This is a genomic window from Rhizobium sp. WYCCWR10014 (assembly GCF_001657485.1).
In the GTDB taxonomy this organism is placed as follows: Bacteria; Pseudomonadota; Alphaproteobacteria; order Rhizobiales; family Rhizobiaceae; genus Rhizobium.
In genome coordinates this window covers 90101-115831 of sequence record NZ_LXFU01000036.1, presented here as the reverse complement: position 1 = coordinate 115831, position 25731 = coordinate 90101, and the positions used below count along the sequence as shown (strand labels likewise).

26 protein-coding genes and 1 tRNA gene are annotated in these 25731 nt (G+C 60.5%); 14 read left to right on the top strand and 13 right to left on the bottom strand.

Annotated features, from left to right (window positions below):
* Positions 1-220 precede the first annotated feature (220 nt).
* Positions 221-1267 (top strand): non-homologous end-joining DNA ligase, encoded by a 1047-nt coding sequence (gene ligD, locus A6U98_RS16795; RefSeq protein WP_064651568.1) that lies wholly within the window; start codon positions 221-223, stop codon positions 1265-1267.
* A gap of 588 nt (positions 1268-1855) precedes the next feature.
* Here ligD and A6U98_RS35940 read toward each other — a convergent pair.
* The 4 genes from A6U98_RS35940 to A6U98_RS37670 form a co-directional block, all read right to left on the bottom strand.
* The gene (locus A6U98_RS35940; RefSeq protein ID WP_231283411.1) at positions 1856-2158 is read right to left on the bottom strand and encodes a hypothetical protein; all 303 of its coding nucleotides are present in this window, start codon (positions 2156-2158) and stop codon (positions 1856-1858) included.
* A gap of 49 nt (positions 2159-2207) precedes the next feature.
* The gene (locus A6U98_RS38015; protein WP_280950236.1) at positions 2208-2342 is read right to left on the bottom strand and encodes a hypothetical protein; all 135 of its coding nucleotides are present in this window, start codon (positions 2340-2342) and stop codon (positions 2208-2210) included.
* An 868-nt stretch (positions 2343-3210) separates the two neighbouring features.
* Entirely contained in the window at positions 3211-3501 is a 291-nt protein-coding gene (locus tag A6U98_RS16780) for a ribbon-helix-helix protein, CopG family (RefSeq protein ID WP_064651562.1), read from the bottom strand.
* Between the two features lie 376 nt (positions 3502-3877).
* The gene (locus A6U98_RS37670) at positions 3878-4093 is read right to left on the bottom strand and encodes a hypothetical protein (protein WP_082933920.1); all 216 of its coding nucleotides are present in this window, start codon (positions 4091-4093) and stop codon (positions 3878-3880) included.
* 185 nt (positions 4094-4278) lie between these two features.
* Between A6U98_RS37670 and A6U98_RS16770 the strand changes: the two genes are divergently transcribed.
* Positions 4279-4809, top strand: a complete 531-nt coding sequence (locus tag A6U98_RS16770; protein WP_064651557.1) for a hypothetical protein — start codon at positions 4279-4281, stop codon at positions 4807-4809.
* A gap of 175 nt (positions 4810-4984) precedes the next feature.
* Here A6U98_RS16770 and A6U98_RS16765 read toward each other — a convergent pair.
* Positions 4985-5058: transfer RNA gene (locus A6U98_RS16765), tRNA-Gln, on the bottom strand.
* A gap of 243 nt (positions 5059-5301) precedes the next feature.
* Here A6U98_RS16765 and A6U98_RS16760 point away from each other — a divergent pair.
* The 3 genes from A6U98_RS16760 to A6U98_RS16750 all read left to right on the top strand — a co-directional run bounded on the left by A6U98_RS16760 (position 5302) and on the right by A6U98_RS16750 (position 8149).
* Positions 5302-6873, top strand: a complete 1572-nt coding sequence (locus A6U98_RS16760; protein WP_064651556.1) for an exopolyphosphatase — start codon at positions 5302-5304, stop codon at positions 6871-6873.
* A gap of 14 nt (positions 6874-6887) precedes the next feature.
* Positions 6888-7607 (top strand): RlmE family RNA methyltransferase, encoded by a 720-nt coding sequence (locus A6U98_RS16755; protein WP_017959110.1) that lies wholly within the window; start codon positions 6888-6890, stop codon positions 7605-7607.
* A gap of 158 nt (positions 7608-7765) precedes the next feature.
* Positions 7766-8149 (top strand): VOC family protein, encoded by a 384-nt coding sequence (locus tag A6U98_RS16750; protein ID WP_020048594.1) that lies wholly within the window; start codon positions 7766-7768, stop codon positions 8147-8149.
* A 7-nt stretch (positions 8150-8156) separates the two neighbouring features.
* Here A6U98_RS16750 and A6U98_RS16745 read toward each other — a convergent pair whose 3' ends face one another.
* Positions 8157-9581 carry a DHA2 family efflux MFS transporter permease subunit gene (locus tag A6U98_RS16745; RefSeq protein WP_064651554.1) on the bottom strand — a complete coding sequence of 475 codons (1425 nt, stop codon included), beginning with the start codon at positions 9579-9581 and terminating at the stop codon, positions 8157-8159.
* Between the two features lie 251 nt (positions 9582-9832).
* On the opposite strand from A6U98_RS16745, the gene A6U98_RS16740 reads away from it, so the two are divergent.
* The 3 genes from A6U98_RS16740 to A6U98_RS16730 all read left to right on the top strand — a co-directional run bounded on the left by A6U98_RS16740 (position 9833) and on the right by A6U98_RS16730 (position 13146).
* Entirely contained in the window at positions 9833-10825 is a 993-nt protein-coding gene (locus tag A6U98_RS16740) for an MBL fold metallo-hydrolase (RefSeq protein WP_064651552.1), read from the top strand.
* 279 nt (positions 10826-11104) lie between these two features.
* Positions 11105-12589 carry an IMP dehydrogenase gene (gene guaB, locus A6U98_RS16735; RefSeq protein WP_064651550.1) on the top strand — a complete coding sequence of 495 codons (1485 nt, stop codon included), beginning with the start codon at positions 11105-11107 and terminating at the stop codon, positions 12587-12589.
* A gap of 2 nt (positions 12590-12591) precedes the next feature.
* Positions 12592-13146, top strand: a complete 555-nt coding sequence (locus A6U98_RS16730; protein WP_064651548.1) for a hypothetical protein — start codon at positions 12592-12594, stop codon at positions 13144-13146.
* An 8-nt stretch (positions 13147-13154) separates the two neighbouring features.
* On the opposite strand, the gene A6U98_RS16725 is transcribed toward A6U98_RS16730, so the two are convergent.
* Positions 13155-14072, bottom strand: a complete 918-nt coding sequence (locus tag A6U98_RS16725; RefSeq protein WP_064651546.1) for a LysR family transcriptional regulator — start codon at positions 14070-14072, stop codon at positions 13155-13157.
* A gap of 92 nt (positions 14073-14164) precedes the next feature.
* Between A6U98_RS16725 and A6U98_RS16720 the strand changes: the two genes are divergently transcribed.
* The 3 genes from A6U98_RS16720 (at position 14165) to A6U98_RS16710 (ending at position 16307) form a co-directional block, all read left to right on the top strand.
* Positions 14165-14920, top strand: coding sequence for an SDR family oxidoreductase (locus tag A6U98_RS16720; RefSeq protein ID WP_064651544.1), 756 nt, complete (start codon positions 14165-14167; stop codon positions 14918-14920).
* A gap of 112 nt (positions 14921-15032) precedes the next feature.
* A complete protein-coding gene (locus A6U98_RS16715; protein WP_064651542.1) occupies positions 15033-15449 on the top strand; it encodes an MAPEG family protein in 417 nt (138 codons plus the stop codon).
* 216 nt (positions 15450-15665) lie between these two features.
* Positions 15666-16307: a TetR/AcrR family transcriptional regulator gene (locus tag A6U98_RS16710; RefSeq protein WP_064651581.1), complete on the top strand. Its 642-nt coding sequence runs from the start codon at positions 15666-15668 to the stop codon at positions 16305-16307.
* Positions 16308-16313: 6 nt separating this feature from the next.
* Here the strand turns inward: A6U98_RS16710 and A6U98_RS16705 are convergent, their stop codons facing one another.
* Complete coding sequence (locus A6U98_RS16705) at positions 16314-17270, bottom strand: LysR substrate-binding domain-containing protein (RefSeq protein WP_064651579.1); 957 nt, start codon at positions 17268-17270, stop codon at positions 16314-16316.
* 214 nt (positions 17271-17484) lie between these two features.
* Between A6U98_RS16705 and A6U98_RS16700 the strand changes: the two genes are divergently transcribed.
* Positions 17485-17784: a DUF1127 domain-containing protein gene (locus A6U98_RS16700; protein ID WP_017990379.1), complete on the top strand. Its 300-nt coding sequence runs from the start codon at positions 17485-17487 to the stop codon at positions 17782-17784.
* Between the two features lie 263 nt (positions 17785-18047).
* Here A6U98_RS16700 and A6U98_RS16695 read toward each other — a convergent pair whose 3' ends face one another.
* Positions 18048-18914, bottom strand: a complete 867-nt coding sequence (locus A6U98_RS16695; RefSeq protein WP_064651540.1) for a DUF937 domain-containing protein — start codon at positions 18912-18914, stop codon at positions 18048-18050.
* Positions 18915-19106: 192 nt separating this feature from the next.
* Between A6U98_RS16695 and A6U98_RS16690 the strand changes: the two genes are divergently transcribed.
* Entirely contained in the window at positions 19107-19991 is an 885-nt protein-coding gene (locus tag A6U98_RS16690) for a hypothetical protein (RefSeq protein WP_064651538.1), read from the top strand.
* Positions 19992-20057: 66 nt separating this feature from the next.
* Here A6U98_RS16690 and A6U98_RS16685 read toward each other — a convergent pair whose 3' ends face one another.
* From A6U98_RS16685 to A6U98_RS16670, 4 genes are all read right to left on the bottom strand, one after another.
* Positions 20058-21431: a glutamate--cysteine ligase gene (locus A6U98_RS16685; RefSeq protein ID WP_064651536.1), complete on the bottom strand. Its 1374-nt coding sequence runs from the start codon at positions 21429-21431 to the stop codon at positions 20058-20060.
* A 147-nt stretch (positions 21432-21578) separates the two neighbouring features.
* Positions 21579-22316 (bottom strand): 16S rRNA (uracil(1498)-N(3))-methyltransferase, encoded by a 738-nt coding sequence (locus tag A6U98_RS16680; protein WP_064651534.1) that lies wholly within the window; start codon positions 22314-22316, stop codon positions 21579-21581.
* 119 nt (positions 22317-22435) lie between these two features.
* Complete coding sequence (locus tag A6U98_RS16675) at positions 22436-23932, bottom strand: inorganic phosphate transporter (RefSeq protein ID WP_064651532.1); 1497 nt, start codon at positions 23930-23932, stop codon at positions 22436-22438.
* Positions 23933-23994: 62 nt separating this feature from the next.
* Positions 23995-24519: an NUDIX hydrolase gene (locus A6U98_RS16670; protein ID WP_064651530.1), complete on the bottom strand. Its 525-nt coding sequence runs from the start codon at positions 24517-24519 to the stop codon at positions 23995-23997.
* Positions 24520-24751: 232 nt separating this feature from the next.
* Here A6U98_RS16670 and A6U98_RS16665 point away from each other — a divergent pair, with 232 nt between their 5' ends.
* Positions 24752-25660 carry a LysR substrate-binding domain-containing protein gene (locus A6U98_RS16665; RefSeq protein ID WP_064651528.1) on the top strand — a complete coding sequence of 303 codons (909 nt, stop codon included), beginning with the start codon at positions 24752-24754 and terminating at the stop codon, positions 25658-25660.
* Positions 25661-25731 lie beyond the last annotated feature (71 nt).

The window sequence follows — 25731 nt, the reverse complement described above, 5'->3', positions numbered from 1 at the left end:
TGAAGGCGTTCAGTCCCCAGGAGTGCTCCAACTACCTCAGACATGCAGGGTATGGTTCAAAATAACCCTGACAGACTCTAGCATCGTCGTTTCTCCTTCGAGACAGATTTTCAGATTCGCGGCCGCCTCGCCGATGTTCTTATTATGTTCTCATCTGGATGCGAGTCAATAATCAATCTAGGCGAATTGCTTTTTAAGGCGTTGTTGATGAACTGCCAGCATGACCAAGCCGCCTCGCAAGCCTTCCAAGCCGCTGCTCGGTGACGCCGACGCGCTGCTACACAGTCGCCCACATCGGCGCCGAGATCCTAACCAGCCCAATCTCCCCTTAGATCCGATGCCTGATCGCATCGAGCCCTGCCTAGCGTTGCTCAAAGCCAGACCGCCGAAGGGCGACGATTGGGTGTATGAAATCAAATGGGATGGCTATCGCCTGTCGGTGCATATCGATCCGACGGGCATTCGCATCCTGACGCGCGGCGGCCATGACTGGACGCATCGTTTCCCGGCGATCAAACAGGCGGCGTTGTGGCTCCCTGTTGGCACGGCAATCCTCGACGGCGAGGCCGTGGTTCTCGACGAGCAGGGCCGGCCTGATTTCGGCCTGCTACAACAATCGCTCGGCGGTCGGGGCGGCAAGAAGATGTCAAGCGACGCCATCTTCATGGCCTTCGATCTACTCTATTTCGACGGTCACGACCTCAGGAAGTCCGAGCTCGACGTGCGCCGGCATCTTCTTGAGGATTTGGTGCCGGCAGGCGGCCAGGGGGATATCCGGCTTTCCGAGGAGATCGAGGCCGACGGTGATCAGCTGCTGGCGAGCGCCTGCGAACATGGGTTGGAAGGCATCATCGCCAAGCGCCGGGACTCGCCCTATCGGTCGGGTCGTCTCGGCGACTGGGTGAAGATCAAACGCATCCTGAGCGACAGCTTTGTCATCGTCGGTTATGAGCGATCCACAGTCGCGCGCGCCGGCATCGGTCGGCTTCTGCTCGCCGCGCGCAAGGGTATGAAGCTGGTTTACGTCGGCGGGGTAGGGACCGGCTTCAATGAGCGGAATGCTTATGAGCTTCGTCAGAAGCTAGACCGCCTTATCACATCTACGCCGGCTGCGGTCGTCGATCGCAAGGGAGCAATTTTCGTGAAGCCGGAGCTCATTGCCGAGATCGAGTATAGGGGGTGGACCGACGACGGCAAGCTGCGGCATGCATCTTACAAGGGGCTGCGGGAGGAGCAGGATAATGCCGGGGTTTCTGAGATAGAGTAGGCTCCCGCCGCTCTAGAATTCGAACGTGTCCGACTTGTAAGCCCGGCGAAACTCTGCGTCCCACGGATCGAAAAATTTCTCGCCCTTTGGAAGCGGCGGCTTCGCCGGCCGTTCGTCTTCGTCTCGGTTTTGGTTTTTCGAATCGTTCATAGCCACCTTCTACCGAGGTGACGCGGATGCGTCGACCGTAAGCCGAACACGTTTTGTGGCTATGGATAAAATGTGTGATTGGCGCGATGCCGCCCACTCCGCGGGCGAAGTGGCATGCCGCATCCAACTGAGTGTTGAAACTCCGCAATTGCCAAAGCTTGGATAGGTGTACATCGGATAGTGGAAATGCCCAGCGGCGGGTCGCGACGCCCGCCATTCCCTCAAACTCGCGTCGCGCTACATCGATTTTGTGGAGATAAGGTGGGAGGCCGAGATGGATCAGCGCAGCAGCCTGCGGGCGGTTATGATCGCAATGTTCCTGGTGGCGCTGTTCATCGTCGGAATTTACGCCGGTCAGCACATCGGACTTCTGCCGCGGATGTGATGCGAGGCGGGTCGCAAGGCCCGCCTCCTTTGGCCGTTTAATCCTTACGCCACCTAGGAAACGCGAATTACCTCGTTGGATAAAAGGAGCAGAAAACTGCCATCGTCGAGGCGCTCTGCAACGTCCCCTTCTTCGGTGACGTAGTCGGTCCTTGTATTTACGGACCGCCGAGAAGTCCGCATTTGTTCAATGACAGTATAATTTCGACCTTCAGCGTTTGAACAGCGGAAACGCTTCGTTTCAACGTAATTCATGTCCTTTGCCTCGGAGAATTGCACCTCATAAATATTTTGGCGACAAAGGCGTAGAGTCAAGAAGAGTGGTGTCGTGTTTTTCTCCGGCACGAATTCGGCCATGAACAGCGCGGTCCTAGGATGACGGCTTGATCCCCGGAGAAACCGATGGTCATCTACTGATAATGAGGGCGCCGACGGCAGCACCAAGCGACGCACCGAAGGTAATGCCAATCACAGCGTCGTCAAAAATCATCAGGCCGAAGGCGGCGCCTATTCCAATTCCGATCGTTGCGCCCAGTGCCATGTGATTTCATCTGCAAAAAGACCGGTTGCCGGTCAGATGGCAGCACATTGCCTTAGTGGCATGGCCAAATCAGGGTGCGCCCCCGCTGATCCGTAAGCGCTGTCGCTCTCTCGCACATTGACGCGTTCTTCCGGTTTAGCGCTATCTGCCGGATGGTACTCTCGACGGCGTTCTTGCCGATCTCGATGCGACCATCGGCCAGCATGACGAAGCCAACACATGTCGAAATGGCATATGTTTATCACACGTGGCGTCCTTCTTCTTTTCGAGATGCCCGCTGCCGCTTAACAAATGCGCTACACGCAAACCAAGCTACGTAGGTCATTAGAATGGCTAGCTGCTGCAACAAGATGGCGACGACGGCTATAAACTGGTCTAAATCGTCATAAGAGTCGTCCACAGTGGTGATATCTGGCGTGAACGTCATTCTGTCGCACACGTATAATGACAGAACGACCCAGATCACCGCCAAAAAATGCAATGTTTTCCGGCAATGTGGCCATCTCCGACCAGCGACTAAAGCCAAGATCGGAGCTGCGAAGTTGCTCGTAAGTATGATGGCGAACGCGAGTTCAGGCTTGATCATTGAAAATTGATCCTCCGCTGAATAGCTCAAGCTGTTACGCTATCAATCATCGCATTCCATGTCAGTGATATCGTCAGCCAACACCGCAGCGTGCTCCGACAGAACAGCAGCCACATTGTCGAGAAGCATCGCCAATTCGGGATCGCTCACGAAAAGCTGCTCCTGCCTAACTTTCAACTTCCCGATATAGAATTGTGGATATGCAGTGAACCAGTCATCTGCTCGAGGCTTGCCATGCTGATGCTCCATTTAGTGTTCGCGAGTCCACAAGTATAGTGCGGCTCAGGCAATCCCATCAACATCGCCATCTTCGTCCAGCTCGTGCACTGGCAGATAGGTGTTCTTCTCCATCCACTCTCGAACGATAAACCTGATCATGTCATTGCGCGTCTTGCCAAGCTCGCCCGCCAGGTCGCGCAAGGCGTCTTCGACATCATCCTCCATCGAGACGCCGCCGGCATTGCGTAGCCGTAGAGCGGCGCGACGAAGCATGATCTGAAGATCCGCTCGCGAGATATCTGCGATCCGATCGGCGGCGTCTTCGAGGAGGGTGGCGGTGTCATCCTTTACCAAGCTGCAATCCTTACTTTGATCAGCTTCATGTTGGGCCGGCCCATGGCATCAGCTTGGCGCTATTGAAGGCCGCCGCTTTCCGCGAACGCCCGAGCGACGGGTTCGAAATACTCATTTGGCGGAAACGAGTTCAGTTTGATCAAATGTTTCCGCAGAGCATCGAACTCAGAATATGCCACTTTGCGCTCCAAAGCTTCGTTGGCGAGGGCGTCCATGGCGTCACAGACGGACTCTACGGCCGCTTTATGAGCGTCAGCCTCAGATTTCGTGGAAAGGTGGGGGCTTGACCTAACATAAAGCCACGCATTTTCACGAGCATAAGCCGAGAGCGCTCGGATCGATCTTGCGATCGCCATATCCTTCTTATTCGGATCAATCACTCATGTCCCTTTCCGCGGTAGGTTGTAGGGATTCCTGCAGCCTCATGGCACCGCGCAAGCGTCTCCAGCCATGCTGCTAACCCCGCCGGCACTTCAGTATTGCCAGCTTCCAGCGCTTCCACCCACGAGAGGTCGCATTGCAGCGCACTGGCAAGGTTTATTGGCGTCCAGCGGACGTGGAGAAGGCATTCGGTGAAACGAGCAGGGGTCATGGTAGGCTCCAATTCGTGGTACGCCACACAGTGGCACCACTCGTGTCCATGTCAATCACACCGCGGCGGCTTGGTCCAAAATGATCCGGTCGGCTTTTCCCGTAGAACTTCTTCAAGCCTAAACGGCATCCCCGTTGGACATGTCTCCAAGGCGCGCGGCGACCGCTGAGCGTATGAGAGCCAGGATGGCTCGCCTCGGCGTAACTCCCGTAGGGCACAAGGTATGGACGGAGATCGAAGACGATTTCTGTCGTCTTCTGTATTTTGACCACTTCGCGCTGCGCCAAATACTCAGACATCGAACGGCGCGGGCAATTCAAGCGCGCTGCTGCAAGCTTGGATTTGGGCGGAAATATCACCGCTGGGGCCCATTAGAACGGCAGAAGCTTCGAAAGTTGTATCCCGAGGCTTCTCGGGAAGAGATATGCGCCACGTTTCCCGACATCCCCTGGGAAAACATCCAAGCCGCTGCTCGCTATTATGGTTATCGGCGAAAAAAGAAGCGATACGTCATAACGGGCATCGCAGCCAATGATCAGGTTCGAGCTTTTTGCTACGATCTGGGGTGGATAATGCGGGACCTGGATGAGGAAAGCGGCACAGGCCGCTACTTTCAGAGAAACGGCAGCAGGCGCAAGTATCCAGATTTCAAGGCGATAAGCAAAGCCGTCAAGGCGCTCGGGGGCATCCTCGAAGTCCGTTGGCAAGAGGAATGATGGCTCAGGGGTGTCAGCGCCGCATGTTGCATTCCATGTCGCGTGGATTCGCCGCTACCTAATTGAAACGCTTGGAAATCAACGCAAGCAGATGTAACACGCTTGCGACATGGGACTGGCTCGATCGAGTGGGCTGATCGCTCACTAACTAACTGAAATTGTCGAAGAAATTGATTGGCTGGGGAACCTGGATTCGAACCAAGATTAACGGAGTCAGAGTCCGTCGTTCTACCATTGAACTATTCCCCAGCATAAGCGAACCGGCGGGCGGTCGGCTGGTGTGCGGCGCTTATAACCAAAAGCCGGGGGATTGCAAATAGCTGTTTTGAAAAAAATCGGTGCTGCCGCGGAAAGGTGAAACCGCTGCAAATCCCTTGGTCCAAAAAAGAATTTGGCGAATTCGGCGGGCGCTGATATTCTTGCCGCAACGCAAAAATCGAATGAGCGCCTGCTGCATATCTCAAGACTTGCGCGGCGCGATGGAAAAACAACGTGGAAGACCCCGAAGGCGGCGCAAAGTCGCAATTTGACGGGGCGTCGGCGGCAGGGCGCAAGGACGGCAAGAAGTCCAGGCGCCGCAAGGGCAAGCGTGGCGGGCAATCCCGCAACGCGGCTCATCCCGCTTCGCATGAGCCTTCCGGCGGTGCCGGACAGCCTGCGCGCCCGATGGAAGATGCAGCCGGGAATCCGGCCCGCAAGCGCAAGCGTCGCCGTCGTGGCGGCCATGGTGCTGTGCAGGACGGTTCACCTCTCCCCCAGGCAATCGAACAGACGGCAGCGGCAGGCAATGCCGTCCGCGCCGATAGCGATTCAGCGCCGAGCCGTCGCAACCGCCGCAAACACCGCGGCAAGCGCGGTCTGCAGGGCCGACCGCTGACACCGGCAAAACCATCAGGTGTCTCGCAACAGGAACGTCGCGCGGAAGAGACGGCGTTCGGTGCCGAACTTCGTGAAACACTGAATGGGGCGAGCGCCGACCGCAGGGCCCGCCAGGAAAGCCATTCCCATTCCGGGCATCAGGGGGATCGTCAGGCCGCCGGCGAATATGCGTGGCCGGAAGAGCTCTACGCCGCCCTCGATCTCGGCACCAACAATTGCCGTCTCCTCATTGCCCAGCCGACTCGTCCGGGTCAATTCCGCGTTGTCGACGCTTTTTCCCGCATCGTGCGCCTCGGCGAAGGCCTTGCGGCCAGCGGCCGTCTGTCGGATGAGGCGATGGAGCGGGCGATCGAGGCGTTGAGGATCTGCGCCTCCAAGCTCAGGAACCGGCAGATCCGCCGCATGCGGCTGATCGCCACCGAAGCCTGCCGCCAGGCCGTCAATGGCGAGGAATTCCTCAGCCGGGTCGTTGCCGAAACCGGCCTCGCGCTCGAGATCATCGATCGCGAGACAGAGGCGCGGCTTGCCGTCTCCGGCTGCTCCTCGCTGGTCGGTCGCGAGACGCGCTCCGTCGTGCTCTTCGATATCGGCGGCGGCTCGTCGGAGATCGCCGTCATCCGTATCGGCGACAATCGCTTCAGTCGCCTTGCCAATCACATCACCCACTGGACCTCGCTTCCGGTCGGCGTCGTAACGCTGTCGGAGCGCCATGGCGGGCACGACGTCACGCCGGAGGCTTTCGAAGGCATGGTGCGCGAAGTCGAAGGCATGCTTGGAAGCTTCGATTGCCCGGAGATCGAGGTCGCCCAGACCGGCGACTTTCACCTGATCGGCACATCGGGCACGGTGACGACGCTTGCCGGCGTCCATCTCGACCTGCCGCGTTATGACCGGCGCAAGGTCGATGGCATCTGGCTGTCCGACGATGAGGTCTCCGCCATGCAGGCAAAGCTTCTCTCCTGGGATTTCGCAAGCCGCGCCGCCAATCCCTGCATCGGGCCTGACCGGGCCGATCTGGTGCTCGCCGGCTGCGCCATTCTCGAGGCGATCCGCCGCCGCTGGCCGAGCCCGCGCATGCGGGTTGCCGATCGCGGCTTGAGGGAAGGCTTGCTCACCGACATGATGGCCGATGACGGCGTGTGGCGGCGCAATCGCAACCGCCGCGGCCAGCGCGTGAGATCGTGAGATAAGGAATAGGCATGACCAAGGCACCGATCGCGGGAAACCGCACCGGCCGCAAGCTCGGCCAGCGCGTCAAGAACAAGAAGATGAAGGCCTCTTCCCGCCAATGGCTGGAGCGCCACATCAACGATCCCTATGTGCAGCGCGCCCAGCTCGAAGGCTATCGCGCCCGAGCCGCCTTCAAGCTGCTGGAGATCGACGAGAAACATCATATCCTGCGTGGCGCCAGGCGCATCATTGACCTCGGCGCTGCCCCCGGCAGCTGGTCGCAGATCGCCGCCAAGGTCACCGGCTCGACAGATGATGATATTCGTGTGGCTGCGATCGATTTCCTTGAAATGACCCAGCTGCCGGGGGTCAAGATCCTGCAGCTCGATTTCCTCGATCCGACTGCGCCGGAAAAGCTGCTGGAGGCCGTCGGCGGCACACCCGACCTTGTCATATCGGACATGGCAGCACCCACCACCGGCCACCACCGCACCGACCATCTGCGCACCATGCATCTCTGCGAAGTCGCGGCCCATTTCGCCGTCGAAGTGCTGGGGGAAGGCGGGCACTTCCTCACCAAGACCTTTCAGGGCGGCACCGAGCGTGAGCTGCTCGCCATGCTCAAGCAGAACTTCCGCCAGGTCGTCCATGTCAAGCCGAACTCGTCGCGCGCCGAATCGGTCGAGATGTTCCTGCTGGCCAAGGGGTTCAAGGGGCGCAAGGCCGAAGGCGAAGCAGAAGAAGCTTGATCTTCGGGCCGATCCTGACGGATGATGGCGATCGACTGCATAATTCCTTAAATCGGGATCGATTTAAGGATAAGATAGGCAGCAATGGAAAGCGTTGCCGCGTCCTTTGCGTGTCCGAAAGGACGCGCGGCGCTGTGAGGATTTGAACCGCTGATCCCATGCTTCTTTACGTCACGCTCGGAACCAACGACCTTTATCGCGCAGGGCATTTTTACGATGCCGTGCTATCTCCCCTCGGCTATCGCCGCCAACGCTCTTCCGAAGAGGAAATCGGCTATTCCGCCGAGGGCGATACGCGCTGCCGCTTTTGGGTGGTGACGCCGTTCAATCACCGCCGGGCGACCTCAGGCAATGGCGCCATGGTCGCGCTGGCGGCCGAAACGCGGGCCGATGTCGATGCCTTCCATGCCGCGGCGATCGCGGCAGGCGCCGTGGATGAGGGTGAGCCCGGCCTGCGCTCCTACCACGCCCATTTCTATGCCGCTTATATCCGTGATCTCGACGGCAACAAGCTCTCTGCCGTCTGCGAAAGCCCGGACTAGCGTCTGCCTATTTCACCGCCTGCTGTTCGGCTTCAACCGTTGCGGCCGTCATCGCCTTCGAGCGGTGGCCGGAAACGAGCGCGCCGGCATTGCGGTCCATCCGGATGAAGGGAATGGTCGCAATGACGGTCAGTCCGGCGATGATGTAGAAGGCGAGGTGGAAATCGGCCACCTTCAGCGCTTCGCCGCGGAAGTAGATCGAGCTCTCCAGGATCGCGGCGGCGACAGCGACGCCAAGCGCGAGGCTGATCTGCTGCATCACCGAGCTCATCGATGTCGCCTGGCTGGCTTCCGCATCATCGATATCGGCGAAGGCAAGTGCATTGACCCCGGTAAACATGAAGGAGCGGGAGAAGCCGCCGAGCAGCAGCACGCCGATGATGACGAGATGCGGCGTCGACGGCGTGAACAGGCCGGTGATGACAGTCACCAGGGTCGTTACCATGGCGGCGCCGAGAAGCGTCGTGCGGAAGCCGGCGGCTGCGAAGACGCGCTTCGCCATGAACTTGGTGGTGATCGCCCCGATCGCCCCGGCAAAGGTAATGAGGCCGGATTGGAACGGCGTCAGCCCGAAGCCGAGTTGCAGCATCAGCGGCGTCAGGAAGGGCATGGCGCCGACGCAGATACGGAAGAGCATGCCGCCCAGGGTGGAGGTTCGAAACGTCGGGTTCTTGAACAGGTTGAGGTTGAGGATCGGCGCCGGATGCCGCTTTGCATGGCGCACATAGAGAAAGCCACAAAGCACGCCGATCAAGGTGGCGGTGACGCCGATGATCGGGGGCAAGGCCGGCAGACTGACCACCGACAGGCCGAAGACGACGCCCGCGGCCGAAAGCGAGGTCAGCACGAAACCGGTGAAATCGAGCTTCGGTGGCGCCGTCGCTTCCACCTCCGGCAGGAAGATCGTCGCCAGCCAGATGCCGATGATGCCGACCGGCACGTTGATCAGGAAGATCCAGTGCCAGCTGAAATAGGTGGTGATGAAGCCGCCGAGCGGCGGTCCCGTGAGCGGGCCGACAAGGGCCGGAATGGTGAGCAGCGCCATGGCCGAGACCAGATCGCTGCGCTTTGTGGTACGCACCAGCACGAGGCGGCCGACCGGCGTCATCATCGCGCCGCCCATGCCTTGCAGGAAGCGGGCAAACACGAATTCGACGAGGTTGGACGAAATTGCGCAGAAGATCGAGCCGATGACGAAGACCGAGATGGCAAGGCGGAAGATTTTCTTGGCGCCGAACCTGTCGGCCATCCAGCCGCTGACCGGGATGAACACTGCCAGCGCCACCATGTAGGAAGTCAGCGCCAGCTTCAGCGTGATCGGCCCGACATTGAGATCCGCCGCAATCGCCGGCAGCGCCGTCGCAATGACGGTCGAGTCCATCTGCTCCATGAAAAGGGCGACGGCAAGGATCAGCGGGACGATGCGATTCATAGGCGGGAGCCTTGATGGGGCAGCGGATTGGAGCTGGGAAGGCCCGTGCTGTTTAGTCCCAGCTTCAGGTTCTGCCAATCCCCAATTCCGGGTCGATGACACGTTTGCTTCACGTCTGCGTGAGACGGCTTGCGCATCAACGTCGCGTGTCAAGATTGACATATGTTTACTTGGCCGGGGCAAGAAATCCGGCTGGAAACATCATCGGGGGCCGTGCGGCGACGCACCGCACGTCATAGGAGGATGGACATATGGCAAATTCGTCGGGAATAAAGCGGCGCACCCTTTTTGCCGCAGGTCTCGGCCTGCTCGCAGCGCCGGTCATTTTAAGAGAGAAGGCCGAAGCGGCCGCAACTGGAGAGCGCAATCATATGGATGGAACGCCTTTGCCTGAGATCAATCAATTCAAGCTCGGTTCCTATAAGTTCACCGTCGTCCGCGACGGCACCAGCATTGTCGAAAAGCCCTATGAAACCTTCGGCACCAATCAGGACGCCGAAACGGTCAAGACGTTGCTGACCGCAAACTTCCTGCCGGCCGACAAGTTCATGAATGGTTATACGCCGGCTCTCATCGATACCGGTTCGGATGTCATCCTCGTTGATACTGGCTTCGGCGCTGGCGGCCGTGCACGCGGCGCCGGCCAGCTTGCAGAAGGCCTGAAGGCGGCAGGATATTCGGCCGACGACGTCACGCTGGTGGCTCTCACCCATCTGCACGGCGATCATATCGGCGGCCTGATGGAAGACGGCGCGGCTGCCTTCAAGAATGCCCGCTATGTCGTCGGCCAGGCCGAATATGATTTCTGGTCGGACAAGGCGCGTGAGGGCACACCTGCCGAGGGCGGTCACAAGGCCGTGCTCGCCAATGTTGTGCCGCTCGCCGAGAAGACCACTTTTATTAAGGACGGTGATAGCGTCGCACCCGGCCTAACGGCGATGCTGGCGGCCGGCCACTCACCGGGGCATATGGTGTTCCACGTCGAATCCGAGGGCAAACGCATTGTGCTGACAGGCGATACGGCCAACCACTATATCCTGTCGCTGCTGCGGCCGGATTGGGAGGTGCGTTTCGACATGGACAAAACGCAGGCAGCCGCCACCCGCCGCAAGGTTTTCGAGATGATCGCGACCGAGAAGATCGCCTTCCTCGGTTATCACATGCCATTCCCGGCAGTCGGCTTCGTCGAGAGGCAGGATGGCGGTTATCGCTTCGTGCCGAAGACCTATCAGTTCGACATCTGATCCAAAGCGGTTCAGCCTTTCACGGAAGTGCTGAACCGCTATAAGCTCTTGTTTTTACCCAATTCCGGACAGAAAAACGCTTAGCGGTTTTCCCGGAATGCTCCTGGCGCATGGCACCCATGACGAGCCCGGCGGGCAGGCCGGGCTTTTTGCTATTTCCTTCCTGTCATAGACGTGTTACCAGCCCTCGCCAACTTCCAAGCAACCCATGCAGACCGCCGGGGCGGACGATTCGTTTCCGGACAGGGTCGCATTTTTATTAAATGAAGGAATTTGGCCATGGCACGCATCATTGAAACGGCAACCGGCGCCGACGCGCTTACCTTCGACGACGTGCTGCTGCAGCCGGGACATTCCGAGGTTATGCCCGGCCAGACGAATATCTCCACCCGCATCGCCCGGGATTTCGAACTCAACATCCCGATCATTTCATCCGCCATGGATACCGTCACCGAGAGCCGCCTGGCGATCGCCATGGCCCAGGCCGGCAGCCTCGGCGTCATTCATCGCAACCTGACGCCGATCGAGCAGGCCGAGCAGGTCCGGCAAGTCAAGAAATTCGAAAGCGGCATGGTCGTCAATCCGGTGACGATCGGCCCCGATGCGACGCTTGCCGATGCACTCGGGCTCATGAAATCCTACAGCATTTCCGGCATCCCTGTCGTGGAGAAGTCCGGCCGCCTCGTCGGCATCCTGACCAACCGCGACGTCCGCTTTGCTTCCGATCAGGAACAGAAGATCCATGAGCTGATGACCAAGGACAATCTGGTCACCGTCAAGGAAAACGTCGATCAGCAGGAGGCCAAGCGGCTGCTGCATTCGCATCGCATCGAGAAGCTCTTGGTCGTGGACACCGAAGGCCGCTGCGTCGGCCTCATCACCGTCAAGGATATCGAGAAGTCGCAGCTGAACCCGAACGCTTCCAAGGATGCGCAGGGCAGGCTTCGCGCCGCTGCCGCCATCAGCGTCGGCGATGACGGCTTCGAGCGGGCCGAGCGGCTGATCGAGGCCGGCGTCGATCTTCTGGTCGTCGATACCGCCCATGGCCACTCGCAGCGAGTCCTCGATGCCGTCACCCGCGTCAAGAAGCTTTCCAACTCGGTGCGCATCATGGCCGGCAACGTCGCCACCTATGACGGCACCAGGGCGTTGATCGATGCCGGCGCCGATGCCGTCAAGGTCGGCATCGGTCCGGGTTCGATCTGCACGACGCGCATCGTCGCCGGCGTCGGCGTGCCGCAGCTCGCCGCCATCATGTCGGCGGTGCAGGCCGCGAATGAACAGGACGTGCCCGTCATCGCCGATGGCGGCATCAAATTCTCCGGCGATCTTGCCAAGGCGATCGCCGCCGGCGCTTCCGCGGTCATGATCGGCTCGCTGCTTGCCGGTACCGATGAGAGCCCGGGCGAGGTCTATCTCTACCAGGGCCGTTCGTTCAAGGCCTATCGCGGCATGGGCTCCGTCGGCGCCATGGCCCGCGGCTCGGCCGACCGTTACTTCCAGGCCGAGGTGCGCGACACGCTGAAGCTTGTGCCTGAGGGGATCGAAGGTCAGGTGCCCTACAAGGGACCGGTCTCGGGCGTCATCCACCAGCTCGCCGGCGGTCTCAAGGCGGCCATGGGCTATGTCGGCGGCAAGGACCTCAAGGATTTCCAGGACCGCGCCACTTTCGTGCGCATCTCCGGTGCCGGTCTTCGCGAAAGCCACGCCCATGATGTGACGATCACCCGCGAGAGCCCGAACTATCCGGGCGCCGGCCTCTGACTATGAAGGCGGGCAGCGGGATTCCTCTCTGGGTCGTCGCGCTGCTCGCAGCCCTCTGCCTTGCCGTGCTCGCCTGGACGACCTTCGGCTTCGTCGTTCCCTTCAAGCACGAAACCGGCCAGGCGGTGCTCGATACCTATTTCGCCGGTTACGACGAGTCGGCGGTCTTCCACATGCAGAAGCTGCTCGATGAGAACGAGACGGCGACGAGGTTGCTGCGCGCCATGTATTTCGGGCCGGAGCTGATCTTTCCGGCATTGCTGACGGCGCTGCTGTTTCTCGCTTTCCTCAAGCTCGGTCCTGTCTGTTCGTGGTTCGGCCAATCTGGGCATCCGCTCATCGGCAAGGCGGTCTACCTGCTGCCGTTCATCTATGGCATCGCCGACTACGGCGAGAACATTTCGAGCCTGATCGCCTTCGGCAACGGTGCGCCCTCAACTGTTGCAACGCAGCTGCTGCCGTGGATGACACGGCTGAAATTCGCAAGCCTCGCCATCTGCTTCATCCTCATCGCCCGGCTTGCCATCGCCCGCTGGCTCTCGCCGCGCCAGGACTGAGGGTGCTATCAGCCTGTCCACCGCCACGCCGGATTTGATAGCCGCGCCACCATGAAATCCGAGAGCACCTCCACCTTCGCAGGCCGAGCCCGGGCAGAGGGCGTGACGAAATAGAGTGCTCCGCTCGGCAGCGTCCAGTCGGCGAGGATCGCTTTCAACCTGCCATCGGCGAGATATTCATGCGCCATGAATTCCGGCAGCTCTACAATCCCAAGGCCGTGCAACGCCATCGGAATCAAGGCTTGCGAATTGGTGGAGCGCAACGGACCGGCCGGCACGACAACTTCCTCTTCGCCTGCCTTATTGCGAAAGCGCCAGACGTCCTGGCGCGGCCGATAGGCGTACCCTAGGCAATGGTCAGCCTTAAGCTCGCGCGGATGCCGCGGCGCGCCGTATCTATCGAGGTACGCCGGTGCAGCGAGAATGAACGGAGCGACCGCTGTCAGCCTGCGGGCGACCAATGAGGAATCCGGCAGAACTGCAATCCTCAGGGCAGCATCGAAACCGTCTCCCACCAGGTCGACGATGGCGTCGCTCATATGCAGGTCGATAGAAATATCGGGATAGAGGTCGAAAAAGTCGGGCAGGATCGGCGCCAGCCAGCGTGTGCCGAAGGCCATCGGCACGGCAAGCCGGATAAGCCCCCGCGGTTGGCTGGACAGCTCGCGCGCTGCATTTTCCGCAGCCTCTGCCTCCGCATAGAGCCGCGAGGCACTGTCTACCAATCGCAAGCCGAAATCGGTGAGCGCCAGTTGCCGCGAGGTGCGGTTGAAGAGCCGTGCGCCAAGCCTCTCCTCCAGCCGGCTCACAGCCCGCGAAACGGTAGGCACCGACACACCGAGCGTCCTAGCGGCGCGGGCGAAAGAACGCTCTTCGGCGACCTTGGCGAACATTGCGAGGCCTTCGAAATCCGGAAATTTCGTCATTTCATTCCTGTAATAATAGCTTTCATTTCTTTCTATTTCGAAACGTTCGTCGCGTCCATATCTCAGCCTTGGTCGAACAACAGGAGACGACAATGACACAGAGGTTGAGTGGAAAGATTGCCGTGATTACTGGCGCAACGTCGGGCATCGGTCTTGCGACTGCCAAGCGTTTCGCCGCCGAAGGCGCCCAGCTTTTCGTGACCGGCCGGCGCAGGGACGTGCTCGACGCGGCCGTTGCGGAAATAGGGGGTAAGGTTGTTGGCATCCAGGCGGACTCGGCAAAGCTGGCGGACCTTGACCGGCTCTATGACCGCGTGAAAGCCGAAGCCGGCCGGATAGATGTGTTGTTCGTCAATGCCGGCGGTGGTTCGATGCTGCCACTCGGCGAAATTACCGAAGAGCAGTATGACGACACGTTCGACAGAAATGTGAAAGGTGTTCTTTTCACCGTGCAAAAGGCGCTGCCGCTGCTCGGTCAGGGCTCATCGGTCATCTTAACGGGATCGACGGCGGGCTCGACCGGCACTCCGGCCTTCAGCGTCTACGCCGCCTCGAAGGCCGCGCTACGAAGCTTCGCTCGCAACTGGATCCTTGATCTCAAGGATCGCGGCATTCGTATCAATACGCTGAGCCCTGGTCCTACAAAGACAACCGGTCTCGTCGAACTCGCCGGCAAGGATGAGGTGCAGCAGCAGAACCTGCTCGATTATCTCGCAACGCAGGTGCCAATGGGGCGGGTCGGCCGCGCCGAAGAGATCGCCGCCGCCGCACTCTTTCTCGCTTCCGACGATTCGAGCTTCGTCACCGGTACCGAACTCTTCGCCGACGGTGGCGCCGCGCAGGTTTGATGAAATTCGGCGGCCCGCCATATTCTGATGGCTGGCCGCCGACGCTGGTATCCTGATCGTCTTTCGACTAATGCTCGCGTCGAAATCGGAAGCGGAAAGGAAACGGCCACACATGACCGGCTATCAAATCTTCTGGCCACTCCTCGCCCATGTGGCCCTGGTCTATGGTCTTTATGCGCTTCTGGGCCTTCGGCGCGCAAAAATGGTCCGCGCCGGCAGCGTAGCGAAATCGGATTATCGCGAAAACCGCGGCGAGCCGGCCGAAAGCCTTGTCGTCAAGAACTGCCTTGCCAACCAGTTCGAACTGCCGGTGCTCTTCTACGCCTGCTCCGTTCTCCTCTACATCACCGAGGCCGACAATCTCGTTGCCCTCGGTCTCGCCTGGGCCTTCGTCGCCCTGCGCTACGCCCACGCCGCCATCCACGTCACCAGCAACGATCTGCGCTACCGCAGCCCGATCTTCGCTGCCGGTTATCTGGTGCTTGCCGCCATGTGGATCTGGCTTGCCGCATGGATGCTGATGAGCTGAGACGGCAGGCCTATCAACCATCATGCGGCCCAGACCGCATGGAACTGGTTGTGAGGCGACAAAACCGCAGCCTGAAATCGCGATTACACACGCTTTTGCCGGCCGTTAAAATGCGAGTGTTTCCATTTACGGCGGATGAAGACCTGCATGTCATATCGGCCCGACGCGGTGGTTTGGTACATGCCTTCCGCCGCGGACAAAAAGAATGGGAACGACATGGGCGCGGAAAGCATGGATCGGATAGGCCTGCGAAGGAAGCCGAAGCAGGAGCGCAGCATCCAGAGGCTGGACCTCATTCTCGCCGCCGCCGCCACGATCATCGCCGAAAAGGGCGTCAGCGCCATGCGGATGACGGAGCTCGCCGCCGCCGCCAAGGTGCCGATCGGTTCGGTTTACCAGTATTTCCCGGAGAAGGCGGCGATCGTCAAGGCCCTGTTCGACCAGCACGCCTCGGCGATCCAGGCGAAGATGGCGGCGATGTTTGCCGACGTACGGTCACTCGACCAGGCGCTGGACGTCGTCTGCGCCACAATCGACTGGTATTACGATTCCTACCACAACGATCCCGTCTATCTCGGCGTCTGGATGGGAACGGAAACCGATCAGGATCTGTTGCAGTTGAATATCGAGCATAGCGGTCACGTCGCCGGCATCTTCCGGGACGCCGTGCGCCAACTGGCCCCAGACCTTTGCGACGAAGAAATGTATGCGCGCACTTACCTGTTCAGCCACCTGATCGGCGCCGTCATCCGGCTTGCCGCCGTCAGCGAGGAGGCCCTAGCGCGGCGTATGCTCGATGAGTGGAAGCGCGTCATCCGCGCCTCACTTTTCACCAAGACCGTGCCGGCTGCTGCCTGAGAGCTCTTACCAGCTTGGGACCATATTGGCCGCCTTCAGCCGCGGATAAAGGCGCGCCTGGGCGGATTTGACGTCCGCATCGAGGCTGTCGTCGACGACAGCAGGCGTGATATTGTCGAGGCAGGCGGTGATATGCGCCGTGATCGCGTTCATCAGCGAGAGCGAAACGCCCGGCCGCTTCATGATTCCGATCTGCACCGGCGGCAGCGCCGGAAAGCCGTCCGCCTGGCTCAGCACCTTCATGCCCGTCCGCAGCGCTGATTCCGGCATCACCGAAACCGCCATGCCGGCAAGCACGGCGGCGGCAACGACGGTGCACGACCAGCTGGTGAACAGGATCTGGTGCTCGCGTCCCACAGCATCGAGCGCTGAGCAGGCGAGCTGGCGCCACTGGCAGTCGCGTCGGCCGACGGCAAGCGGCACCGGCGCGTCGTCGCGGATCGGATGATTGGCCGAACCCACCCAGCAGAGCGGCTCGGTTCTCACCACATCGGACATGCGCTCGCGCGGATTGTGGGTGACGAGCGCGATGTCGAGCTCGCCCTTATGCATACGTTCGGCAAGATCCACCGAGGGCTCGCAGACGATATAGAGCTCGACATTCGGATGCGTCTTGGCGAAGCGGCCGATGATTTCGGGCATGTAGCGGTCGGCGTAGTCGTCCGGCGTGCCGATCCGCAGCATCCCCTCCAGCCTGTTGTCGTCGAAGGCCGCGATCGCCTCGTTGTTGAGGCGGATGATGCGCCGGGCATAGTTGAGCAGCTTTTCGCCCTCGACCGTCAGCCGGTTGCCGCGCCCATCCTTGATGAACAGCTGCTTGCCGATGCGTTCCTCGAGACGGCGCATCTGCATGGAGACAGCCGATTGGGTCTTGTAGACCCTGTCGGCGGCCTTGGTGAAGCTGCCGGAATCGACGATGGCGATGAAAGTCTGCAATTGGTCGAGATCAAGAGGCGCGGACATGTTGTCACCCATAAAGATAGCTGATGATAATCATTAGAAACATTCGTTGGACTGATCAATAGGTCTTTGGCATCTTCGGGATGCAAATCAAGCAAAGTGAAGGACAGACCCCTGCCTGTCCGAGCCCAATTCAGCCTTGCTCCCTCCCGCGCGACCTCGTGGGAGGGGTGGGTTGTTGCGTGCCTGAAAGAAAATCGAAAGAAAGGAGAGTCCCATGCGGATGACAGACAGAACAATAGAACTCGACTGCGGCAAGCTCACCCCGACGTTTTCCCAGCGTCTGGTAGCAGGCCTCGCACCGTTGACCTCCCTCTTTCGCGGATTCCGCAATCGCATGGAGATTAACGCGCTGCACGATCTGAACGACACGCAGCTGAGGGATATCGGCCTTAGCAGAGCCGACCTGACCTCTGCGTTCCTGGCGTCGACCTTCTTCGAGGACCCGTCGGAACACCTGACGCGCTCGGCGCGCAATCGCTGGCGCCTGTCGCTCTTCCGCTCCTACGAACAGTAGGGGCGTCGAGTTTCCCCGCAGGGTGATAGCCAATAGCCCTGCCGCTTGACCCGGTGATCGGCTTTCCCAAGCCATCTCCGGGTTTTTTTGCGCCAAAGCATGTCGCGCAAAAGTGTGCCGCGGTTTTGCGATAACGACATGCGCAAAAAATCTAAAGCATGTCGCGCAAAAGTGTGCCGCGGTTTTGCGGCAACAACATGCGAGAAACCAAGGACCTAAAGCGTGGCAAGCGAATCTGAAAGATCGCGACGCGCTTTAGAGCGCTATTCGCTCTGTTCCGAGGAGGGCTTCGGCCGATAGGTTTCGAAGATCGCTTCCAGGTTCCGCTGGTAGTTCTTCTGCACTTCCAGTCCGCTGTCGAACATGGCGTTCAGCATTGCCGTATAGCTGTCGGCATTGACCTTCGCCTCTTCCTTCGGCGCCTCCGGCGTCTTGGTCTTGGCTGGGGCCGCCGGCTGCTGGCCGAGCCCGCCCATCATCTCCTGGAAGGCCTTGGCGAAGGGATTGTCGAGGAAGGGGTTCGGCTGAGATGTCGCTTCCGGCTTCGGCACCGAAAACATCTGCTGCATAGCCTGCGTGAAGGGATTGTCGAAGATGTTGGGTTCCGGAGCCGTCTTCGGCTTCGGCGCAAAGCCGGTGCTTTCCAGCCATTTCTGGATGGTCTCGTTCATCGCGGTGTTGACGAAGGGGTTGACCGGCGAGGCCATCTGGCCGGTCGTCTGCTTGAAGAGCCCGCCCATCAGCGTATCGGCCAGAACCGGCAGCATCCGTTTGTAGATATCCTGGCCGATGCCGGTCATCTGCGCCGCCTGGGCGGCGACCGCGCGCGAAACCTCCTTCGAGCCGAAGAGCTGGGCAAGGATGTTGTTGCCGTCGGAAATACCCTCCGGCGTGAAGGCCCGGCTCATATCCTCGAAATATCGAGCATAGTTGCCGGAGGAGACCGCCTGCATCAGTCCGACGAAATCATAGGGATTGCTGGTACTGCGTTTCAGCCCGGCGGAAAAGGCCGGCGTCAGCGCCGCCATCGCCTTCGTCGCCTGTTCCTGCGCAAGGTTGAACTGCCGGGCGATCGCTTCCATCGCCGCGCCGTTCTGCGCCTGCATCATCATGTCGAAGAGTGGCAGCATGGAAGTCCCTTTCCCCCGGTCGTGACGCGTTGTAACGCCACTATAACCGGAAATGGTAATGCGCAAACGGCTTTTTGCCATAAGAACTTAGCTTGATGAGGCGAAAGCGGCGATAACGACGGCCGGCACTTCCGTCGGCCTATATGCTATCCTCACCGGAAACCGATCCCTGCGCGCCGGCGTTCTTCTTCCATGGCCGAAACCAAATCTTCCACTGGTCACGACGAGGTGCCGCCGAATGAAGACGGTGCGAAGCCGGGCGCCGACATTTCCTTCCCCTATGACAGGATGACCGTCGAACAATTCCGAAGACGTTTCCCCCGTGCCCGCTGGAGTGATGCCCGCAAGGCCTGGTTCGTTCCCGGGCGGACGGCGTCCCGCCGCATCGGGCAATGGCTTGCTGAGATGGAGGCCGAAGCCGACGCCCATGCAGATGCGAAGGGCCGCGACGCCTTCGCCTTCGATCCCATCGACAGTCCTTACCTTGAACTCGGCAAGGCCGGCTTTCGAATCCGCACGCCCTATTCGAAGACCGTCGTCGACGAACTGCGCGAGGTGCCACTCTCGCGATGGGACGGTGATCTCAAAATATGGCACGTTCCCTTCCGGTCCTATGAGGAACTCAGACGCCGGTGGCAGGAGATCGAGCCGGCGGCGCGCAGAAACGAGCCGGAAGAAAGACGACGTCGAGCCGAAGAGCGCAAGGGGACCGAAGAGGATGTGCGCAGCAAGCTCCGCTCTGCGGAGCGGAAGCGTCATCGATACCCGCTTCAGAGCGACGACTTGCCGCCGATAGGTCGTCCCGTGGTCACCGCCTACGGAATCGTCGTCTTTACCGAAATCTCAGGTGAATTGGTCGACCCGAACGTCGTTACGGACTTCTATGCCAGCGTGACCGAGGATCATGTCTGGGGATATTGGCGGGTCCCCACATTGGAAGAACTCGTCCGCACCTGGCCTGCGAAGATGCCACCAGTTCAGGAGGGCGAGTGGTGGCTGCCGACGATCGAGGAACTGAGGCCCGCCCGCCGCACGGCAAGATCGCGCGAAACCAGGAAGCGCGCGCAGGCGCCGTGACCACGGCTTGCCACAGCATATTCCTTGAATCGGTTCCGATTTAGGGAATTATGCAGTGGCTCAGGCTCAGTACTGATAGTCCTCGAATACGGGTTCCACGGAGCCCTGCCAGCGGCCGTGATAGAGCGACAGCAGATCCTCGGCGAGCGTCGCTTTCTTGGCAAGCACTTCTTCGAGCGGCGCCAGGAAGATGCTCTCGTCCTGGCCTTCCCGGTTGAGCTTGCCGCGCGCCTTGAGGCCGGCCCCTGATATGCCGATCACCTCGCGCGCCATGTCGAAGAGCGGATGTCCGCGGAATTGCGCCTTCAACCCTTCGGCAGGAACGGCGTTGCGCAGCGCACCGATCTCGGCAAAGCTCCAGTCCTTGGTCAGTTCATCGGCGGCATCGAGTGCGGCATCGTCGTAGAGCAGGCCGACCCAGAAGGCCGGTAGCGCACAGATGCGGCGCCATGGGCCGCCGTCGGCGCCGCGCATTTCGAGGAAACGCTTCAGCCGCACGTCGGGGAAAAGTGTCGAAAGATGGTTCGTCCAGTCACCCATCGTCGGCGCCGGATCGGCAACCTCGCCTTTCAAAGCGCCGTTCATGAACTGGCGGAAGGTGACATGGGTACAGTCGTGATAGCGGCCGTCGCGGACGATGAAATACATCGGCGCGTCGAGCGCCCATTCGGCATAGTCGCGGAAGCCGAAGTCGTCGCGGAAGGTGAAGTCGAGCAGGCCGGCGCGCCGGTTGTCGACATCGCGCCAAATATCGCCGCGCCAGGAGAGCAGCCCGTTCGGCTTGCCCTCGGTGAAGGGCGAGGATGCAAACAGAGCGGTCGCCAGCGATTGCAGCTTCATCGACACGCGCATTTTCTTGCGCATGTCGGCTTCCGAGGAGAAGTCGAGGTTCACCTGGATCGTGCAGGTGCGGTACATCATGTCGAGACCATGGGTGCCGACCTTCGGCATATAGCGGGTCATGATCTCGTAGCGTGATTTCGGCATCTGCGGGGTTTCCGCATAGGTCCATTTCGGACTGCCGCCGATGCCGAGGAAGCGGATGCCCATCGGCTCGGCGATGTCGCGCAGCGTCGCCAGATGCTGGTTCGATTCCCGACAGGTCTCATGGATCGTCTCCAGCGGTGCGCCGGAGAGTTCGAACTGGCCGCCGGGCTCGATCGAGATCGCGCCCATGCCGCTCTGCTCGGCAAGCCCGATGATGTTGCCGCCGTCGGTGATCGGCTCCCAGCCGCTTTTTTTCTGCAGGCCGGTCAAGAGGGCCGAAATACTGGCATCGCCGAAATAGGGAACCGGGCTGTTGTCGGCGCGGAAGAAGGCGAATTTCTCGTGTTCGGTGCCGATCCGGAAGCGCTCCCGCGGCTTGTTGCCCGCGGCGATATAATCGGTCAAATCCTGGACCGAAGAGAGCGGTGTCTGGTCGGTAGTGTCGCGGGCCATGCGGGATACCTGTATTCAGAAAGGCGCCCAGGGGGCCGGGCAGTTGGAAGGGTGATTTGGACCCAAGCTACCCATGTTGCAAGTGAAATTCTTTCAACGACGCATCAAAAAAATAACAGCGATTTCGATGTCAACCCGTTTTCGACCTTAGTTCCAGTCGCCGATCGCCGCCTGCACCACCGCCAGTGCCGCAACGGCTGCCGTATCGGCCCGCAGGATGCGCGGTCCGAGCGGAATGGCGGTGACGAAATCGAGGCTTCGAAGCCGCGCCCGTTCTTCTTCCGAAAAGCCGCCTTCCGGCCCGACAAGCAGAGCGAGATGTCTTTCCCTGATCGCCGACAGCACCGGCAGCGGGTTTTGTCCGGCATCGCCCTCGTCGCAATAGATGATGCGGCGCTCGCTCGGCCAGCGGTCGAGCAGCTCGAGAAGCCTCACCGGCTCGGCCACATCTGGGATGCCGAGGATGCCGCATTGCTCCGCCGCTTCGACGACATTGGCGCGCAGCTTGTCGAGATTGGTGATCTTGCCCTGGACGTGCTGGGTCATGACCGGCTGCAGCAGGCCGGCTCCCATTTCGACCGCCTTCTGCACGAGGTAGTCCATCCGGCCGACCTTGAGCGGCGCAAAGAGATAGTGCAGGTCGCAAGGCGGCGGCTGCGGTCGCGTCTCTTCGGTTGCCGTCAGCTGAATGCGTTTGCGCGTGGGGAAGGAGAGGGCAGCCTTCCACTCGCCGTCGCGGCCGTTGAAGAGCAGGATCTCCGCACCTTCCTCCATCCTCAGTACATTGGCGAGATAGTTGAACTGATCGGCATTTGCCTCCACGACGGCACCGCTGGAAAGCGGCGCCTCGACGAAAAGCCGTTGCATGCGGAAATTGGCGCGCATTAAAAACTCTAGGTCGTGAAGCATGTCTCGCAAAAATCTGCAGCGGTTTTGCGATCATGACATGCTGGAAAATAAAGACCTAAAGCGCGGAGCGCGGACCTGAAAGATCGCGACGCGCTTTAGACGAAGAGCGCGAACATAACCCAATAAATCATTGCCGCAAGCGCTGCCGAAACCGGCACGGTGACGATCCAGGCGGCGATGATCGTCATGAAATGCGAACGGCGCACGAGATAGCGCCGCCGGGTCTCGTGGATATTCGGCTCTTCCGGCTCGTCGATATCAAAGCTTTCGGCCTTGCGTCTGATATAGGCGATGCGAGCCTTCGAATGGCGCGTGTACCATTCGCGGAAGAAGCCGACGCCGAAAACGGAGCCGACGGCGATATGCGTGGTGCTGACCGGCAGGCCGAGCCAGGAGGCGACGATGACGGTGAAGGCGGTCGACAGCGCGACGCAATAGGCCCGCATCGGATTGAGCTTGGTGATCTCCTCGCCGACGAGCCGGATGAGGCGCGGCCCGAAGAGCAGCAGGCCGACGGAGATGCCGAAGGCGCCGATCAGCATCACCCAGAGCGGCGGGCGCCCGATGGCGTCGCCGCCGATGCCGACCGAATGGACGATTGCCGACAGCGGCCCGACCGCGTTCGAAACGTCGTTGGCGCCATGCGCGAAGGACAGCAGCGCTGCGGAGCCGATCAGCGGCAGCTTAAACAGCACCCGCAGCGAGCTGTTGCGGTTTTCGAGCTCTCGCGCTTGCGCGAGAATGAGCGGCCGGGCGGCAAGCCAGCTCACCAGTCCGATGCCGATCCCGATGAGGATGATGGTGAAAGGCTGAAATCGACCGATGGGCGAGAGCTGCAGCACCATATAGGCCATGAAGCCGCCGGCCATCACCGCGACCAGCACCGGTACCCAGCGCTGCGCGGCCGCAATCTTGTCGTCGCGATAGATGATCAGGGTCTTGACGAGATAAAGCAGCCCGGCGGCAATCAGCCCGCCGATCAGCGGCGAGGTGACCCAGCTCGCGGTGATCTCCAGCATCACCTGCCAGTTCACCGGCTCCGGCCCGACGGCTGAGATGCCGGCGCCGATCACCGCCCCGACGATCGCATGGGTGGTGGAAACCGGCGCGTTCATCCAGGTTGCGAGGTTGATCCAGAGGGCTGCCGCCATCAGGGCCGCCATCATGATCCAGCCGAGCAGCGCCGGCGGTACCTGGACGGCGTCGACGATGTTTGCGGAAATCGTCTTGACGACCTCGCCGCCGGCGATCGTGGCGCCGAGAACTTCGAAAATTGCAGCGATGACCAGTGCCTGGCCCATCGTCATGGCGCGCGCGCCGACGGCGGCACCGACATTGTTGGTCACGTCATTGGCGCCGATGTTCATCGCCATGTAGCCGGCAAGGGCTGCCGCCGCGATGACGAGCATCGCTCCCGGCCGGTCGAATACGTAGACGCCGGCAAAGAGCATGGCCAGGCCGACGAAGATCAGCCCGAGACCAGGCGGCACCAGCCGCCGCAAAACATGCTTCGCCGCGTCCTCGGCATGGGTGATCTTGTCGAGGTCCTTGTCGAGCGTTCGTTTCGTGAGGACTGCGGGACGTGGCGGCATTCTTTTTCCTGAGGATGAATCTGCTTCTACGCTGCTTTCCTAGCAGCGCAAGATGGCAGGATTCATTCTGCCGGAATTTGTTTCACTGCCGGAATTGCCGCCTTGGCCGAAAGCCTGTCGGCCATCCTTTGCTTGAAGGCGAGGAAAAGGTGGCGGAGTTCCGGTTCGCGCACGCGCCCGGCCGCCTCGTCGAACGAGACCCATTCGATGCGGCGCTCGCCCTTTTCCTTGAAGTTTTTCGCCATGTCGGTGACTTCGAGTGCATAGACCTGCACCTTGCAGATCACCTGCACCCCGTCGCGCAGCACCTTCGAATAAGTGTAGGCGCCGAGCGTCTCCGTTTCGACGACGCCGCGGACGCCGGCTTCCTCGAAGGCTTCTTGCATGGCAACCTCATGGGCGCATTTGCGCGTCATCGGCCAGCCCTTGGGAATGACCCAACGGCCGGTGTCACGGCTCGTCATCAACAGTACTTCGACCTCGCCGCTCTTCTTCTTTACCCGATAGCAGAGCGCACCATATTGCTGACGTGGCGGACGCCGGAACATCAGTTGCACATCGGAGGCCAGTCGGGCGAGAAGAGTCAATGGTCGGGTCACCTTCGCAGTCGTCGTTAGGAATCACTCATATATGTATATCACGGAAAGCTTACTCAATCCAAAATAGGCGTGGCGATTCGAAACGCGATTTGATCGCCGTTCATAGGGAAATCGAGGCCGGACAGGTTCAAGAAATCCGCCACATCCTGTCTCGAATGCGTCACATTGCACAGCTGTACAATATGGCGTGAACTTGCCTTTCGTTCAATGGCGAGATCTAGTGATCCACCATGATTTTGTGAATGTCGTCCTCATGCGTCTTCCACCGCTCAATGCTGTCCGCGCCTTCGAAGCCGTCTGCCGTCACGGCAGTATTCTGAAGGCTGCCGAAGAGCTGAATGTGGTGCGCGGCGCCGTCCGCCAACAGGTCGCCACGCTGGAGAATCACTTCGGCCGCAAGCTCTTCACGCGTGATGGTCGCAGGCTGGTCCCGACCTTGCAGGCCAGCGCCTTTGCCGGCGCCGCCAGTGCGGCTTTCGACATTCTGCAGCGCGCTGCTTCGGAGCTTGAAGGTGTGGTACCGGGCCGCATCCGCCTTGGCGTGCCCTCCGCCTTTGCGGTCTGGTGGCTGATGCCGCGCGCAGCAGACATGCAGGCGAGCCTCGGCGATACCGTCGACATCGTGCCGATGACCGTGGTCGAACCGCTGCAGATGCACCCCGAATTGGACGCCGTGATCATGGGCGGCGAATACCGGCCGGCCACAGGCATTACCGCCCTGCGGTTCATGGAGGACGAATTCGGCCCGGTCGCGACGCCGGCGCTTGCCGCGACACTATCGCGCGGCCCGGCGGCAATGGGCGCGCTGACGATGCTTATCAGCCGCAGCGTTCCGAAACTCTGGGACGAGTGGTTTGCCGAAAGCGGCACGCCGCCAGTCGTCTTTTCTCGTGCCCAAGAATTCGAGGATCTGCTGCTGGCGCTGGGTGCCGCCCGCTCCGGGCTTGGCGTCGCGCTTGCGCCACGCGCTTCGATCGAGGACGATCTTCAGCGCGGGGATCTGGTCGCGCCCTATGGCTTCATCTCGCGGCCATCGGGCTACAACCTCTGCTGCCGCACGCCGGATGCGAAACGGCCGGCCTTTGCCGCCTTATCCGGGTGGTTGTTTCGTTGCGGGGCAGGGGCCTGAAAGGGCAGATTTTATGCACCCTCGCCAGAATTACTTCCATATTCGCGGCCCTGTTGCTCCGCTAAAAACAG